Here is a 16,021-nt window from a genome sequence, read left to right on the forward strand (position 1 = left end):
AAATCCTCGTCGGGCAAGATTGATCGATGGCTTTGAAGCGGGAAGCGGTGCGTATGACGCAGCATGTGTCGCTCAAATGCGCAGCTTCGCTTCCACATAAAACGTGCGGCCGGGATACGGGTGATAGACGAAGTAGCGCGCATCGAACAGGTTGTCGATGCCCACGCCGATTTCGCTGAGCTTCGTCGGCTTGAACGTGAATTTCGCGTCGGCCACCGTATAGGTACTGGTGCCGCCGAATACGTTCGGATTGGTGTCGGTATTGGTCAGCGTGTTGTACTGGCGACCCGAGTAGCGCGCGGCGAGTGTCAATGCCGCGCGTGCGTCGAAGTGATAAGTCGCGGCAAGATCCGCGCGCCACAGTGGAATACGGTAAAAGTACTTGCCGACGGTGGCCGGGTTCTGTGCGTTCTCGATGATCTTCGATTGCGTATAAGCGACGCTCGCGAGCAGATCGAGGCCACGTATCAGCACATCCTCGCCGGAATAACTCGTTTCGACGCCACGCGAGCGGACCTTGCCGATGTTCTGGAAGTTCGTCACGTTTGGAATCACGGTCGTGTCGGTCTGACTGAAGATCGTGTTCTTCACGTCGTCCTGAAACAGCGAGAAGCGGAACACACCATTCCAGTGCGCCCATTCGGCACTGAGTTCTTTTGAAAGATCGTCTTCGGGTTGCAGATTCGGATTGTTGTTGACCAGCGCGGAGCCGTTGATTTGCCCCTGGAACAATTCGCTGACCGTCGGAAAGCGGTACGCGCGGCCAATCGACGCACGCAAGGTCAGATCATCGCTGACGTCGAACGACAGCGACGCCTTCGGCGAGAAATGGCGCTGACTGACATCGCTATACGGAACGGTTGTGCCGGGCAGCGACTGCGCGCCATCGTACGCTTGCCAGTCTTCATAACGCACGCCGTAGACGAACTTCCAGCGCGGCAAAAAGCGCCACGCGTCCTGCGCATAGAGTGCCTGCGTCTGTGTCTTGCCGGTAAATGCATTGGCAAACGATGTCGCGTCGCCGTCGCGCCAGTTCAATGTGTTGTAGCTCTGGTTGTCGAGAAAGTAGTTGTCGTAGTGATAGCCGAAACTCAGCGCGTGATTGCCGAGCCCCGCCTGATTGGTGAAGGGTGTGTACGTGCCGCGCAGATCGAGCGTTTTCCAGCCTGTGCCGTCGCCGAACAGTACGGTGCCGGGGCCGTTGCCGGGCCCTCCGGCATTCGCGGTACGCGCGACGCTGTTGCCGATGTCGTAATACGACGCGATGGCTTCGCCATTCCAGCCGTTCGCGTTGCGTGTTTTCAGCGAGACTCCATAGAGCCAGTTTTCGCTGTGACCGAGGCTCGGCGCCAGCGCGGCCGCTGGAATCGCGTAGTGGTAGCCGTTGATCGAAACATTGCCGCTATACACCGGGTTGCCATTGGCGTCGCGCAGAAACGTCGACGCCTGGCTGTCGTAGGTTTGATGCCAGTAGCCGAGCGTGAAGCCGGCTTGCAAGGTCGGCGTGAAGTCGTACTGCATCTTCAGCTTGAACTGGTCCTGCACCGTGTGCTCGATGCCTTCGCCGTTCACGCCGAGCACGACCGTCGGCGCATTGGTCTGGTTATTGTAAAAGTACGCGCCGTTGACCGGCGTGTCGCCGGGTTTCGCGGGTGTGCCCGACTGCGCGAGCGTCGCGAATTGCAATGGCTGACTGGTGTTCTCCAGGTGATTGACACCGAGCAGATACGAGAACTTGCCAATCCGATCGCCAATCGACGCGCTTGCCTCGCTGCCATTGAAATTCTGGTTCACGCCGAACAGGCTGAAGTGCTGCGTGAATGCCTTTACATCGGCATTGACCTCGAACTGTTTCGGCATGCGCGTGCTGATGAGTACTGTCGCGCCCAGCGAATTGCCCGGATAAAGCGCGGAAAACGGCCCGTAGATCACATCGACCTGCTGGATCTCGTCGGGAAATACCATCGACCAGCGCGGCGGAAACGAATAGCTATTGCCGAGCAGGTTGCTCAACAGCAAGCCGTCCGCATAGACGAGGCCGCGCGCGCTTTGCGTGTTGCTGGTGCCGCGCACCGCGATGATCGAATTCAGATCGCCGATAAAGCGCTTGCGTACCGCGAGATTCGGCATGTACTTCAGCACGTCTTCGGTATTTACGACATTCCAGTTCGCAAACTGTTCGCGTGTGACCGTTTCGACCGAGGCGGGCAGGTTCGGATCGAGCGCGCGCGGCGCGGAGTTCGTGCCTGTGTTTGCAATGACGCTGACAGTCGGCAGTGTGGCGTCGGTGTTGGTGGCATCCGCGTGCGCGGGCGTGGCGATAAAGGCCGGCACGAGTGCGGGAACGAGTGTTGGCACCAGCGCGGGCCAACGGACTGCACGATCGATGATGCGGCGACGCGGAAAGACTGCGCCACGGCGGGCGCGAAAGGGCAAGCTTCGCAACGCGAAGTTGAACATGAACGTTTCCTCGATGCATTGAACAGGCGATCGCAGACCTCGTCGGCATAAGCGACGAACGCGCGATCAGGACTGACAGCGATCAGGAAACGAGTGGCGGGGCTCGTGGACGTCCCGACGGGAACGCGCCAAGCGGTGTGAAGCGGGTGGACAGCGTGGGCGGCGTGGTACCGGTCAGCAGCAACGCGGCCGGTGGCTCAACTGCGGCGAGCGTCGGCATTGCGACGTGATGTTCGAGCAGATGACAGTAGCCGCACGCACCGAATGCATCGGCGTGGCTCAGATGCACGGGCGCGGTGCCGGTCTGGGCGGCGAAGCTCGCATCGCCGGTGCTGCCCGTATCGTTGGTACCCGAAGGGTGAAGCGCGGAACACAGCGCGGCGAAAGGCTCGTTCGCCTGGTTCGACACGAGCAACTGACTCACGAGCGGCGCGAACACGACGAGCCACATGGCGACGAGGCCAAGCCATGCGGTCAAGCGGTTGCGAGAACGTGGAGTCATGATGGTCGAAAGAGGAACGCGGCGATTCTAGCACTGCCACGCGGTCTTTTTCTTCGAAATACGCAGCATAGCGGCGAATTAGACGGCAAAAAGCCGCTCAGTTCGGCGCGCTGGAGTCGCGACGGATCGCCTAAGCTGGAAGATCGCGGAAGGTGCGTCCGTTGTTGCCGCGGCACTGGCGCAGCGGCTCGACATCACCACAACACGCGCGACTTTCTTCGCCACGACTCATGACGCCCACGCCTGTTGCTTCGACTACGTCTTCGCTCGCCGACATCAACCAGCGGGCCGCTTTGCTCTGTTCGACCGGACAGTTCGCCGAGGCGTTGCCGCTCGTTGCGCCGTTTCTCGACGATGCGTCGTTGCCGCGCGATGCGCGGGCCGACGCGTTGAATATCGCCGGTGTCTGTGCGTTCGCGTTGAACCGGGCCGCGGATGCGGAGCACTACTGGCGTCAATGTCTGTACCTGAAGCCCGACTACGCCGACGTGTACGCGAGTCTTGGCTCGCTGCTGAGTTCGCTTGGCCGCCTGTCGGCCGCGAAATCGGTGTATCGGCAACTCGTGTTGCTGCGCCCGCACGATGCGCACGCGCACTATCAGCTGGGCAATGTGCTGTACGGACTCGGCTATAAGGACGAGGCGCAGGCGTCGTATCGCGACGCGGTGACGCTTCGTCCCGACCATGCGGAGGCGCACTACAACCGCGGCGTCGTATTGCGTGAACTGCGGCACTTGCACGAAGCCGAAGCGTCTTTCCGCCACGCGTTGCGCGGGCTGCCGGACCATGCGGAAGCTCACAACCACCTCGGCGGCGTGCTGATGCAACTCGGGCGCATCGAGGAAGCGGACGCCGCGTTTCGCCAGGCACTCACACTGAAACCGCAGTATCCGGAGGCGCTGAACAATCTCGGCAGCACGCTGAAAGCGATGCAGCGTCTCGCAGAAGCCGAACTGGCCTTCCGGCTCGCGTTGGCTATCCGGCCCGACTACGCGGAGGCACATGTGAACCTCGGCGTGGTGCTGTTCGAAGTCCAGCGAGTGCCGGAAGCCGAGTCGGCTTATCGCACAGCGCTGACTCATCGTGAGGATTATGCGGACGCGCATTACAACCTCGGTGTCGCGTTGTTCGGGCAGCAGCGCTTCGCGGAAGCGGAGCAGGCGTACCGCGATGCGATTCGCGCGCAGCCGGATTTTGCGCATGCGTATAACAACCTCGGTTGCGTGTTGCGCGTGCTCGATCGTTTGCCCGAAGCCGTCGAGGTCTTCCAGCAAGCGCTCGTCGTCGATCCGCAACTCGCGCAGGCGCATGCAAACCTCGCCATTGCGCTGGTGCAACTCAGGCGCTTTGCCGAAGCCGAATGCGCGTATCGCGACGCGCTCGCGTTGCGAGCCGATTACGCGGAAGCGCGTTTCGGACTAGGCGTGTTGCTGCTCGGCATGGGGCGCTTCGATGAAGGCTGGCCGCTGTACGAAGGCCGCTATGAGCAACCGGGCTTTATTCATCGCAAGACGCGGGCAATGCTTGGCGCTTCGCAATGGGCGGGTGATTCGCTCGGCGGCAAGTCCGTGTTGCTATGGCAGGAGGACGGTCTCGGCGACATGCTGCAATTCAGCCGCTACATCGCGTTGCTGAAGGCGCAGGGTGCCTCGCGTATCGACTTTGCGTGCGCGCCGGCATTGCATCGACTGATGGCAAACGTCGACGGTGTGGATGCCGTGCTCGATCACAGCACCGCGCTCGCGCGTGTATCGACTTACGATTGCTGGACGAGTCTGCTGAGCGTGCCCTTCTATCTGCGCACGACCATCGATACGATTCCACGGCCCACGCGGCTGCAACTCGATCCTGCACTCATCGAGCAGTGGGCTCCGGCGCTCGACGCGCTACCGCCTGGCCACAGAATCGGGCTCGTATGGAAGGGCAACGCAAAGCACCATAACGACGTGCATCGCTCGCTGCCTTCACTGGCCACGCTCGCACCGCTGTGGACTGTGCCTGGCCTTAGCTTCGTGAGCCTGCAAATAGGTCAGGGCGACGATGAGGCGCGCAATCCGCCCGCGGATCAACCACTGCTCGACATCGGATCACGCGTAACGGATCTCGCCGACAGCGCGGCTATCGTCGCGCAGCTCGATCTGGTGATCTGTGTCGATACATCGATTGCGCACCTGGCCGCGTCGCTCGGCAAGTCGTGCTGGATGATGCTGCCGGAGCGGGATGTCGATTGGCGCTGGATGCACGAACGCGAGGATTCGCCGTGGTATCCGCACACGTTGCGGCTGTTTCGTCGCGCGCCGGGCGAGGGCTGGGCGGATTCGGTCGAGCGCGTTCGGCGCGCGTGTATCGAGCGATTCGGCGCAAGCAACTAGTTGGCGTCGATGCTGACGGTACGTGCAACGTCGACGACCGACAGACGGATCGCATCGATCAACGCGCGCGCGGCCGGCGACGGCGCGCTCGCCGCGCGCATCGTTAGCCCGATATCGCGCCGCGTATTGTGCAGCGGCACATCGAGCACGACCAGTTGCCCGGCTTGAATCTCGTGATGCAACTGCTGCGCCGACAGCACGGCCGCCATATCGGTGCCGAGCAGCAAGCCGCGAATCACCGCGAGATCGGCGGTCTCGACGGTCGGCAGCGGCGGTCTGACCTTGAGCCGCTTGAATTGCGCGTCGAACAGCGCGCGCGTCGGTGCCTGGCTGCGCGGCAGAATCCACTGCGCGTCGCGCAGGCCCGTGATCGTCAGGTTGCGTGCGCGCGCAAGCGGATGATCGCGCCGTACCAGCACCACGAGTTCTTCCGACATCAACCGTTCGTTTTTCAGGCCACTCGTTGCATCGTTGTCGCGCAGCGCGCCCAGAATAAAGTCGACGTCGCCCGCGCGCAGACTGGCCACGAGTGTTTCGTACGCGCTTTCGTCGGTGACGACGCGCACGCCCGGATGCTCGGCGCTCATACGCGCGATCGCTCTGGGCAGGATCAACGTGCGTCCAAGCGGCAATGCGCCGACTATCACGGAGCCCTGAATCTTGCCGTGCAACGCGGCGATATCGTCGGGCACGTGCCGCAGTTCGTTCAGCGCGCGGCGCACATGTAGCACGAATGTTTCGCCTTCGGCCGTCAGCAGCAGGCCGCGCGGACTGCGATGAAACAGACTCAGACCACAGCCGCTTTCGAGCACGCGAATCGCGGTACTGACCGCGGGCTGACTGATGCCGAACGTTTTCGCGGCGCTCGGCATGTGCCGATGCCGCGCGAGCGCGACGAACAGTTGCAGCCGCCGCGTATTCAGCAGATAGGCAGGCAGTGCGCCGTCCGCGACAGCGCGGCGGCGCGTCTGACGCGCCGCGCACCATTGCGCGAGTTCTTCGAGTTCGGCGAAGATGCGCTCGCAACGATGCAGCACCGCGCGGCCGACCGGCGTCGGCAGCATGCCCGATGGACCGCGATCGAATAGCGGTTCGCCGAGCGCCGTTTCGAGTTCCTGCACGGAACGCGTGACCGCCGATTGCGCGCGAAACAATGCGGCAGCCGCGCGCGTTGCGCTGCCCATGTCGGCGACGAGTTTGAATGCGCGCAATTGCGCGAGATTGAGCAGGTCGTTGCTGCTTGCCGGTGGCGGCGTTCTGGCCGTTGCCGGTTTGGTGCCGGCGCGCGCGGTGTCGTTCGTCATGCCGCACCCGCGATCAGATGCAATGCCGGCAGCGACAGGTTCAGGCTCTCTTTCGAAATATGCGTGTGTTCCCTCATCAACGCATCCACGCGCGCGCCTTCGCCTTTCTTCAGCGCGTCGGCGATTGCATGGTGCTGCCGATGCGCGTACGTCAGCATTATGAACTGGTGTTCTCGCGCGGATTCGTCGAATGCGATCGTGGACGGCGCGACGAACGGGATCTTGTCGTTCAGACTCAGCGCGGCCGTGACAGCCATGTTTTGCGCCGCGTCGACGATCAATGCATGAAAGCGGCCATTCATTTGCGCATAGCGCACGTCGTCGCCGTGCTTCAGATGCTTTTGATTGAAGATGTCGTCACCTTCGCGCAGACAGTCGTCGAGTGCTACGGCGAGCGCGTGGCTCACGCCGCTTTCCGCGACCGAGCGCGCGGCGAGTCCTTCCAGCACGCCGCGCACGTCGATGGCGTTGAGCACGTCGCGCACGCTGAAGCGGCGCACCACATAACCACGCGAGCCGGAACGATCGAGCAGACCTTCCGACGACAGCACACTCAACGCATAACGCAACGGCGTGCGCGATACGCCGAGCCACTGTGCAAGCTGCGCTTCGACGAGGCGTTGGCCGGGCGACAGTTCGCCCGACAGAATCCTCTCGCGTAAGGTCTGGACAATCGCCTGCTGGGTCGTCTCGTTCATCGTCGTCTAACTCGTCGGGAGCACCGAAGTATAGCCATGTGCGCAGCGCCGTACCAAGCGTTAATAAGTGCCTTGCGAGTTGTTTTCCTTGGCATCTATTTTATTTATCGGCTATTGGCCTCTAGAAGTATGATTCATAGTCTGCTGCGTGGGTTTGGGATACCAAATGAGTCATACGCGGTACGGCTCCTGGAGATGTGAAGATCTTGATCGAAGCCTCATTTACGCTGGTTTTACGGTTATGGTGCTGATGATCGAGGTTTACCCGTCCTTCCGGAAAAGCGGCACAATCCCTATCTTTGTATCCCAAAGTGGTTGCTGTGGCTAGCAGGGCGAAAACCCGATCCTATCCGATCGACTCACATTCGACCCGCGACGAACCAGCAACCCGGACACGATCGACACGCAACACGAAGTGACGGAAGAGAGTGAATATGGCAATTATCATTGGTGGTATCGGCACATCGCACGTGCCCACTATTGGCCTCGCGTACGACAAGGGCAAACAGAACGAGCCGGCGTGGGCGCCGCTGTTCAAAGGTTATGAGCCGGTGGCGCAGTGGCTCGCGGACCGCAAGCCCGACGTGATGGTGATGTTCTATAACGATCACGCCAACAGTTTCTTCTTCGATTGCTATCCGACCTTCGCGCTGGGTGTGTCACCTAATCACGAATTCGCCGATGAAGGCGCGGGCAAGCGTCCGCTGCCGGACATCGCCGGTCATCCCGATCTGGCGATTCATATCGCCGAGCAACTGGTTGCCGACGAGTTCGATATGACGATCTTCCAGGACCGGCCGCTCGATCATGGCTGCAATTCGCCGCTGTCGTTGATGCTGCCGCATCGGGACGGCTGGCCGCTGTCGCTGGTGCCGCTCGAAGTCAACGTGTTGCAATATCCGCTGCCCACCGCGAATCGCTGCTATCGGCTCGGTCAGGCGCTGCGTCGCGCGATCGAATCGTTCGAGCAGGATCTGAAGGTCGTGGTGGTCGGAACGGGTGGGCTGTCTCATCAAGTGCACGGCGAGCGCAGCGGCTTTAACAACACCGAATGGGATATGGAGTTTCTCGATCTGATCGTCAGCGATCCGCAGCGTCTTGCCGCGATGAAGCATGTCGACTATGTGCGCCTCGGCGGCGCGGAGAGTGTCGAGACGATCATGTGGCTCGCGATGCGCGGCGCGCTCGGCGACAAGGTTCGCGAACTGCACCGCAACTACTATCTGGCGACCAGCACCGCGATGGCCGTGACGATCTACGAAGACGAGGTGGCGCAATGAACCCACAACTGGTCGGCATCGAGGAACTGACGGGCACCTATCCGTTCGATATTCGCCAGAGCATCAAGGCGATGCGCCTGAACCGTTTCTTCTGGCAGATGCGCGAAGCGCCGGCGCGTACGCTGTGGCTGGAGAACCGCGCGGCCGCTTACGATGCGGCGAAACTCACGCAGGAAGAGCGCACACTGGTCGACAACACGGACTGGATCGGCCTCGTGCGCTATGGTGTGTGCTTCTTCGTGCTGGAGAAGTTTGCGCGCGTGGTGAAGATCACGAACCTCGGCATGTACGCGAGCATGCGCGGTGAAACGCTCGAAGCGTTTCTGAAAACGCGCAAGGTGCCCGAGGCGGTTTAAAGCCGCCGGGGGCTGGTTGGCCGATCCGGTTGCCTGGTATCAGTGTGCCGAATCACTCGCCCAATCGCGTGAAGATCATGCCGACGCCATCACGACTCTGAAAAACGACGCGGTCTGGCAGTTCATCGTCACCGTCGGCATTTGCCGGTGCGGCGTCGACGTTTATCGGCAGCATGAACTCGGTCGCCTGCACCTGAGCGTCGGGATCGTTGTCGAGAAAACATCGAACCACCGCATCGATGACGGACGTGCGGCAAAACGGTTGCATCGTCCATGCGCGCTGCGTGCCGGTAGCAAGTACTTGCGATGGTCCGAGATAAACACGCTCGCCGTTGTCGATTTCCTCGGCTTGCTGTTTGGCGGTCGACCTTTGCTCATCGATTTGAGTACGAGTAGGCCGACGAACTCTTTCTTGCGTGTCCGAGGGGATCAATGCGGATGCGAGCGTATTCAGACCGAGCAGAAAGAACGCATTGGTGTAATTGACTCGCTGGACAGAGCGCACGGCGCCCGGATTAGGAGAACCTTGCTGCTTTGCCTTGACGGATTTCGCGCTGCCGGCTGAGAACTTGCCATGCGCTGTGACGAGATCCAGCCCGGTGGGCGTGAGAGCGGAAGCGATAACGCGTCCCTCCGTCGGCGCTCCACCGAGTTTCATCTTGGCCTTGGCGTTCGAGTAAATCTGGCGTTTCCATTCGCTTTTCGCCATGCCGCCGATCTCGCTGAATGCGCTTGCGGATCCTTTCGCATCGACGAGACAAACCTCATTCGCCGAAGCAAACACGAAGTCCGGATACGCGCTAGCCGTCGTGGAGGCGACGCAGTCCTCCCAATGACCGCTCCACGCATAACCGAGTCCCTGCATTTCCAGATATGCAATTGCGGCGCCGATCGTTCCTTTGATGCTCGAAGCCACGAAGTCTTTGGCGTTTGCGAAATTGTGGTGCAGATAGATGCGCTTCGTGGGCGGTGCCGCAATTCCCTTAGGAGGATAGAGCGTCAAATAGGACAGTGACGCCGTCGCCAGCCCAGCGCCTGCCAGATGACCCCTCAATCCGATCCTGGGGCCCAATATCGAGGCGCGCGTCGCGGCATACGCGAATAGCAAAGGATTGATACTAAGCGGCGTGCTGCTGTATGGGGAAACCACCTTGTCCCATACGGCGTTTGTTGTCTTGATGTGCCTGAACTTGTAATACTCGCGACGCGGTACGTCCGCGTTACCTAAGAACCACATCGATTTCCCCGTTTTTTGTGCCGGCCGAAAAGTGTCTAAGTTGCTATTCGCGTATTGGAAGCAAAGAGTCGTTCGGTACTTTATGTTTGTTTTGCCACACACGAGCTGCACTAAAGAACACACGTGCGCAGGCAGCCCGGGATCATAGCGCAGGTTGCCTCAGGCAGTGTTCACCGGTTCGACTCGCATTCCGACGCATATGCGAAGGGCATGGATGTCGTGACTTTTCTGTGAAACGCAGCAAGTCATTCGCGAATGAGTCTTTTCCGCTTTACTCAATGTTCTCCGTCGCATTGCAATGAGCGCATCGGTACTCATCGGGTTTTCCCGCATCGCCTGTCGCTTCTCCACGTTTCTCCTAATGCGCTAAACCCCTCATCCGTAAATAAAAAAACCTACCGACCTCAATGGAATGTGCTAGAAAATAACAATTGCACGGGCACGAGAAATAGCCGCACGGGGCAAGTCGTTTTCGGCTTTCAAAACTCTTATCGGCCGCGAGGTGGATCATGAGAACAAAGACCCTATTAGGGTTTGGGGTGACGGCGGTTGTCTCGGCGTTAACGCTGCAATGTGCCCCAGCCTGGGCCGACGGACCGGAAAAGGCTTATGCGACCGCTGACGACGACGTGCCTACCGGCTCGCTCAGTCCGAACGAGTATCAGGTCAATGCGGACGGCATGAAAGAAGATCCGAATGCCAAGATGTCCGAAGTGGCCCGCGCTTATCGCAACGGCTATATCAATCGCGGCAAACAGGATCAGGCCGATTACCAGGCCATGATCGACTCGCACAATCACGGACAACGGCAACCCGCGAAGACCGATGTCGCGCGGGTGGACGTACCGCCGCTGCCGGCCGGTGGCGTTCCCGAAGACGACAACTCGAAGTACACGAGCATTCCGCCGCAACCTCGGCAATACGCACAGCGTCAGGTGCCGCAACCCGTACAGCCGGCGCAACCGCTCCAACCCGCACCGCAGCCGCAGTATCGGCAGGCTTATCAGGAGCCGCAATACGCACCGGCCATGCCTATGCAATACCAGCAGGCGCCCGCTTATGCGCAGATGCAGCCGCAACCGATGTACGCCGATAATCAACCCATGTACGTGCAGCAGGAATATGCGCCGCGTCCGCCTGTGCAGTACGTGCCGGTCTATGCACAGCCGCAGTACGACGAAATGCCGGTCGTGGAAACGGTGATGCAACCGGTCGCGCCTGCCGTTGCTTATCAGGTTTATCGGCCGCCGGTCTATTGGGGGCAGCCGCGTATGTACGCGTATCGCGCGCCGATGGTCAGCTATCGCGTGTGGCGGTGATGTAGCTTGTAATCGCAGCGACGAACTTGAAGCGGTGGCGCGGCGAATACGGCGCACGCTCTACATGCTCGCTGCGCGGTCATCGATCTGAATCAGCCCGGCGAAGGCGTGCCGGGCTGAGTACTTTTCGCGTGGTATTCCGCAATTGCCGTAATACGGCATGCGTTTAATTGCGCATTGTTCTATTGCTCGCCAGTTCTCTTTGTTCTCACCGTCACTCTGCCTGGACTATTCGCGGCGATCCGGGTGACAGCGGCAAATGCATTTTCAGCTTCGCCGAGTCCCGCTTCGTTCCTCTTCCTCCCGCCACGGCAGCGCATCGTCCGTTGAAGCAGAGTGACGATGTCGACTTTTGGCGTGTTGGCGAAAAGCTGGCTGGTAGTCGCAATGTCCGATCACAATGAAGGTGCCTAGCTGTCTTCGCGCAGCAGCGCGTCCGTGGTAACGACGGTGCAGTATTCCAAGTGCAGATTCGCGAGTGACATCGCATGAACCTCTTCCGCGCTGCGACGCGTTCCGTTCCAGTCGATTCGCGCGAAAGTGAAGCAGCCGTCGGCAACGAGGTAGGTATCGAAACTGAGATTGCCAGCCATCCGGACCGTAGCTTCCACGGAGTTGTTGGTGATGACGCCGGCGACGACCAGCGTATGGTGGCCCGCGGCTCTCAGCCGATCCTCCAGACCGGTCCTGATGAACGCATTGTTCGTCTGTTTGGCAATAACGGGTTCACCGGCAATGGGTGTGTTCGACGCTTTGAATTCATGTCCAGGTTGGCCGGGTCGATAGTGGGACATGGCCTCGGTAGAGTCGTGCCGGATATGCCATACGGGCCAGCCCCGGCTGCGCCAATACGCGAGTAGTCGGCTCACCTGCGTTTCAGCGTGAGGGTTGTTGCGTTCTCCCCAGCTGGGATGATCGATCGCCTGTTGCAGGTCGATCAGCAGGAGGACGGCGCCAGCGGAGGGAAGCGGAGGACGCATGTGTCGAATGAATCGATGTGGGTCGAAGGCCGGAATCGCGAGCCGGATATATGCGGACTCTATCGCATGACGGCCACTGTACTCTGCAAAGAATCTACTGTCGCACGGCTAGCTCGCGATTTCCCCGCCCGAGAGCCATGTATGATGGCGGGCTCGCGCCCGGGCACTGTGCCCACGGGAGCGGTCGGCAGCAGACTGCTCGCCGCGCCGACCCGGCGCCCACGCATCCATTCACGATGATCCAGAGGAACACCGCCATGACGGCTGCAACGCAATTCGATCAGGTTTCTGTTGTTAAGAAAGCCAACGTCTACTTCGACGGCAAGTGCGTGTCGCACACCGTTCTTTTCGCCGACGGCACGCGCAAGACGCTCGGCGTGATCCTGCCGGGCACGCTGAACTTCGGCACCGACGCACCGGAGCTGATGGAAGTGCAGGCCGGCAAGTGCCGTATTCGCCTCGATGGCAGCGACGAGTGGAAAACCTACGCCGCGGGCGAATCGTTTTCGGTGCCGGGCGAGAGCCGCTTCGATATCGATGTGGTCGAAACGCTCGATTACGTTTGCAGCTATCTGTAAGCAGTAGTGGGTGCGGGCTTACGCCTCATCAACCACACTCATCCGCACCCCCAGCGTCTCGTACAACTGCGCCCAGCCACGCGGCGTAACCTGCACCGCGCGCGACGAAGGCGAACGCATCAGCCAGCCGTTATCGCATAGCGTCGACATGAATTTCGCGCCGAGCGGACCAGCAAGATGGTGCTGCCGCTCGGTCCAGTCGAGGCACTGGCGGGCGATGCCATGCTTACCCGGCCGCAGCGTCGCGACATCGATACCGAGATCGCCGAAAAACTGCGTGCCGGTGGGCGTCACCTCGAAGCGCTTGTCGCTTCCGGCCGCGAGAAAACCGCGCTCCATCAATTGCTGCGTGATCGCCACGCCGACCTGACCCGCCAGATGGTCGTAACAGCATCGCGCGACACGCAGTGTCCGCGCCTCGCGCCCATGCGGTTTGCGGCGCACTGGCGTTCGCGCGGCGATCGTCGCAAGGTTTTCGAGCAGCGCGGCCACTTGCGCATCCGCAAGCCGGTAGTAGCGGTGACGCCCTTCTTTTTCGACGCTGAGCAGGCCGCCATCCAGCAATTTCGCGAGGTGGCTGCTCGCGGTCTGCGCCGTGACGCCGGCCGCGTAGGCCAACTCGCCGGCGGGCAGCGCGCGGCCATCCGCGAGGGCCATCAGCATGGCCGCGCGGGCGGCGTCCGCGATCAGGAACGCCGTGGCGGCGACTTTCGGTTGAACGTCCATATCTGTCTCCTGCACATTTATTCACAGCGTAGCCGAATCTCGCAGTCGCATACTTCGACGCGTGTCGAAGCATCCCGGGTGGCCGATCCTGAATACTGAAGCGATACCCGCCGGAATTTACCGGCTTCGCTTCGGGAAATCGCCTGATGAACACTCGAATACAGCAGCGTGCCGTACTGCTCGCGACCAGCATCAGCTACGTCGTCGTGATCCTCGATACGTCGATCGTCAATGTCGCGCTCGCGCCGATAGCCACGAGTCTCGCAAGCGGGCTGAGCGGTCTGCAATGGGTCGTCAACGCCTATACGCTGACGTTTGCGAGCCTGCTATTGTCGGGCGGCACGCTGGGCGACCGCGTCGGCGCGCGCAACGTCTATATCGCCGGGCTCGCGATTTTCACCGGCGCGTCGGCGCTGTGCGGCATTGCGTCCGGCCTCGCGATGCTGATCGGCGCGCGCATTGCGCAGGGCATCGGCGCGGCGCTGCTGGTGCCCGCATCGCTCGCGCTGATCAATCGCGCGTGCCCGCATCCTCGCGAGCGCGCGGCTGCGTTCGGCGTATGGGCGGCACTCGGTGGTCTCGCGATGGCGGCCGGGCCATTGATTGGCGGTGTGCTGATCGGCCTTATCGGTTGGCGCAGCATTTTTCTGCTGAACGTGCCGGTCTGTCTGGCCGGCATTGTGCTCGCGCTCAGAGTCGATACACAGGTGTCGGCCACGGCCTCGCGTCGTTTCGATATTGCCGGACAGATCGCGGCCATCGCGACGCTCGCGCTGTTGAATATCACGGTGATTGAATTGCCGGCCTACGGGTGGTCGGCGCCGATTATCGTCGCCGGCTTTGCGGCTACGCTGGCGGCGGGTTGCGCATTCGTTGCAATCGAAACCAGACGTTCGCAGCCGATGCTGCCCATCGTGCTTTTTCGCCATGCCGGCTTTTCCAGCGCGATTTTCGTGTCGATGGTGTCGGCGTTTGCGTTTTACGGGCTGATGTTCGATCTCAGCCTGTACTTCCAGCATCAGCGTGGCGACACGCCGATGCAGACCGGACTCGCATTTTTGCCGCTGACGGTGGTCGTGCCGATCGGCAGTCTGCTGTCGAAACGCGCGGTGAGCTGGCTGGGACCGGGACGTCTCGTGGCCGGCGCGTGCATGCTTGCGGCGCTGGGTTATATCGGCCTCTGGGTGATCGTTGGCCGTTTTCCGTCGTTGCCGTTTGCGTTGGCGTTGCCCGCGATCGGCGTTGCCGCGAGTCTGATCACGCCCGCGACAACCGCAACGTTGATGGCATCGGTCGACAGCAGCCGCTCCGGCATCGCGGCGGCGGTGCTCAATGCCGCGCGTCAGACCGGCGCGGTGCTCGGCGTCGCGATTTCGGGGAGCATGATCGCGATCGCGCATTCGATCGCAGGCGGCATGCGCGGCGGGCTACTGCTTTCGGGCGCGCTGTCGATTGCAGCCGGCGTGTTCTGGTGGCTTGCGTCGATCCCGACCCAAGCCATCCGCAATCAGACATCCGGCTGATCGCGGGTCAGGCTTCTTCGGCGTCGCCCTTCGCGACGATCTGCTGGATCGCCTGCACGAATTGCTCGACCGGCTGTCCGCCCGTCACCAGATAGCGCTGGTTGAAGATAATCGACGGCACCGACTGAATGCCCATCTGCTGATTGCTTTGCTCCGCCTCGCGAACCTCGTCGGCATAGGCGCCGCTCGTCAGCACTTCGCGCGCTTCGTCGGCATCGAGTCCGACCGATTGAGCCGTTTCGACCAGTACGTCATGGTTACCGGGGTTCTTGCCGTCGGCGTGATAGGCGCGCAGCAGCGCGAGCTTGAGCGGCAGCTGTTGCCCCTTCAGGCCCGCCCAGTGCAGCAGGCGGTGCGCGTCGAACGTGTTGTAAGTGCGCGTGCGCGGGCCGAAATCGAAGCCGACGCTCGCGCCGCGTTCGCGGATCATCGCCTGCGTTTCGGCGATTTGCGCGGGCGTGCGGCCGTATTTCTTGCCGAGATAATCGACGATGTCTTCGCCGTCCGGTCCCATCTCCGGATTCAGTTCGAACGGATGGACGACGATCTGTGCGTCGACGCTGTCGTGCAGGCGCTCGAGCGCGAGCTGAAGCGACGACAGGCCGATTGCGCACCACGGGCACGCGATGTCGGAGACGAAATCGATCGTGAGCTGCTGTTTCATGACGGTCCTTGCGGGAGTAACG

General features: G+C 61.3%; 14 protein-coding genes. 6 read left to right on the forward strand and 8 right to left on the reverse strand.

Translation table 11 applies throughout. From position 1 onward, the window contains the following. Window positions 1–72: 72 nt before the first annotated feature. Together L0U82_RS22435 and L0U82_RS22440 are read right to left on the reverse strand one after the other, a co-directional pair. Window positions 73–2,460 carry a TonB-dependent receptor gene (locus tag L0U82_RS22435; protein WP_233834600.1) on the reverse strand — a complete coding sequence of 796 codons (2,388 nt, stop codon included), beginning with the start codon at window positions 2,458–2,460 and terminating at the stop codon, window positions 73–75. A gap of 82 nt (window positions 2,461–2,542) precedes the next feature. After that, window positions 2,543–2,962: a DUF2946 domain-containing protein gene (locus L0U82_RS22440; RefSeq protein WP_233834601.1), complete on the reverse strand. Its 420-nt coding sequence runs from the start codon at window positions 2,960–2,962 to the stop codon at window positions 2,543–2,545. Between the two features lie 230 nt (window positions 2,963–3,192). Between L0U82_RS22440 and L0U82_RS22445 the strand changes: the two genes are divergently transcribed. Further along, the gene (locus tag L0U82_RS22445; RefSeq protein ID WP_233834603.1) at window positions 3,193–5,334 is read left to right on the forward strand and encodes a tetratricopeptide repeat protein; all 2,142 of its coding nucleotides are present in this window, start codon (window positions 3,193–3,195) and stop codon (window positions 5,332–5,334) included. Here L0U82_RS22445 and L0U82_RS22450 read toward each other — a convergent pair. Continuing rightward, window positions 5,331–6,638, reverse strand: coding sequence for a LysR family transcriptional regulator (locus tag L0U82_RS22450; RefSeq protein WP_233834605.1), 1,308 nt, complete (start codon window positions 6,636–6,638; stop codon window positions 5,331–5,333). The genes L0U82_RS22445 and L0U82_RS22450 overlap by 4 nt on opposite strands. Beyond that, the gene (locus L0U82_RS22455; RefSeq protein ID WP_233834607.1) at window positions 6,635–7,336 is read right to left on the reverse strand and encodes a GntR family transcriptional regulator; all 702 of its coding nucleotides are present in this window, start codon (window positions 7,334–7,336) and stop codon (window positions 6,635–6,637) included. The genes L0U82_RS22450 and L0U82_RS22455 overlap by 4 nt, the downstream gene beginning before the upstream one ends. Window positions 7,337–7,770: 434 nt before the next feature. Here L0U82_RS22455 and L0U82_RS22460 point away from each other — a divergent pair, with 434 nt between their 5' ends. Then, window positions 7,771–8,616: a gallate dioxygenase gene (locus L0U82_RS22460; protein ID WP_233834608.1), complete on the forward strand. Its 846-nt coding sequence runs from the start codon at window positions 7,771–7,773 to the stop codon at window positions 8,614–8,616. Continuing rightward, on the forward strand, window positions 8,613–8,972 hold the full coding sequence (locus L0U82_RS22465) for a protocatechuate 3,4-dioxygenase (protein WP_233834610.1): 360 nt from the start codon (window positions 8,613–8,615) through the stop codon (window positions 8,970–8,972). The genes L0U82_RS22460 and L0U82_RS22465 overlap by 4 nt, the downstream gene beginning before the upstream one ends. A 52-nt stretch (window positions 8,973–9,024) precedes the next feature. Here L0U82_RS22465 and L0U82_RS22470 read toward each other — a convergent pair whose 3' ends face one another. After that, window positions 9,025–10,209, reverse strand: coding sequence for a hypothetical protein (locus tag L0U82_RS22470; RefSeq protein ID WP_233834612.1), 1,185 nt, complete (start codon window positions 10,207–10,209; stop codon window positions 9,025–9,027). Window positions 10,210–10,718: 509 nt separating this feature from the next. Between L0U82_RS22470 and L0U82_RS22475 the strand changes: the two genes are divergently transcribed. Further along, complete coding sequence (locus L0U82_RS22475; protein ID WP_233834614.1) at window positions 10,719–11,528, forward strand: hypothetical protein; 810 nt, start codon at window positions 10,719–10,721, stop codon at window positions 11,526–11,528. A 410-nt stretch (window positions 11,529–11,938) separates the two neighbouring features. On the opposite strand, the gene L0U82_RS22480 is transcribed toward L0U82_RS22475, so the two are convergent. Further along, window positions 11,939–12,508, reverse strand: a complete 570-nt coding sequence (locus L0U82_RS22480; protein WP_233834616.1) for a cysteine hydrolase family protein — start codon at window positions 12,506–12,508, stop codon at window positions 11,939–11,941. 257 nt (window positions 12,509–12,765) lie between these two features. Here L0U82_RS22480 and ppnP point away from each other — a divergent pair, with 257 nt between their 5' ends. After that, a complete protein-coding gene (gene ppnP, locus L0U82_RS22485; RefSeq protein ID WP_233834618.1) occupies window positions 12,766–13,086 on the forward strand; it encodes a pyrimidine/purine nucleoside phosphorylase in 321 nt (106 codons plus the stop codon). A gap of 18 nt (window positions 13,087–13,104) precedes the next feature. On the opposite strand, the gene L0U82_RS22490 is transcribed toward ppnP, so the two are convergent. Beyond that, window positions 13,105–13,812 (reverse strand): ArsR/SmtB family transcription factor, encoded by a 708-nt coding sequence (locus L0U82_RS22490; protein ID WP_233834620.1) that lies wholly within the window; start codon window positions 13,810–13,812, stop codon window positions 13,105–13,107. Between the two features lie 146 nt (window positions 13,813–13,958). Here L0U82_RS22490 and L0U82_RS22495 point away from each other — a divergent pair, with 146 nt between their 5' ends. After that, complete coding sequence (locus L0U82_RS22495) at window positions 13,959–15,335, forward strand: MFS transporter (RefSeq protein WP_233834622.1); 1,377 nt, start codon at window positions 13,959–13,961, stop codon at window positions 15,333–15,335. Window positions 15,336–15,342: 7 nt separating this feature from the next. Here L0U82_RS22495 and L0U82_RS22500 read toward each other — a convergent pair whose 3' ends face one another. Beyond that, window positions 15,343–15,999 (reverse strand): DsbA family oxidoreductase, encoded by a 657-nt coding sequence (locus L0U82_RS22500; protein WP_233834624.1) that lies wholly within the window; start codon window positions 15,997–15,999, stop codon window positions 15,343–15,345. Window positions 16,000–16,021: the final 22 nt, after the last annotated feature.

It is taken from the genome of Paraburkholderia sp. ZP32-5, from assembly GCF_021390495.1.
GTDB lineage: Bacteria > Pseudomonadota > Gammaproteobacteria > Burkholderiales > Burkholderiaceae > Paraburkholderia.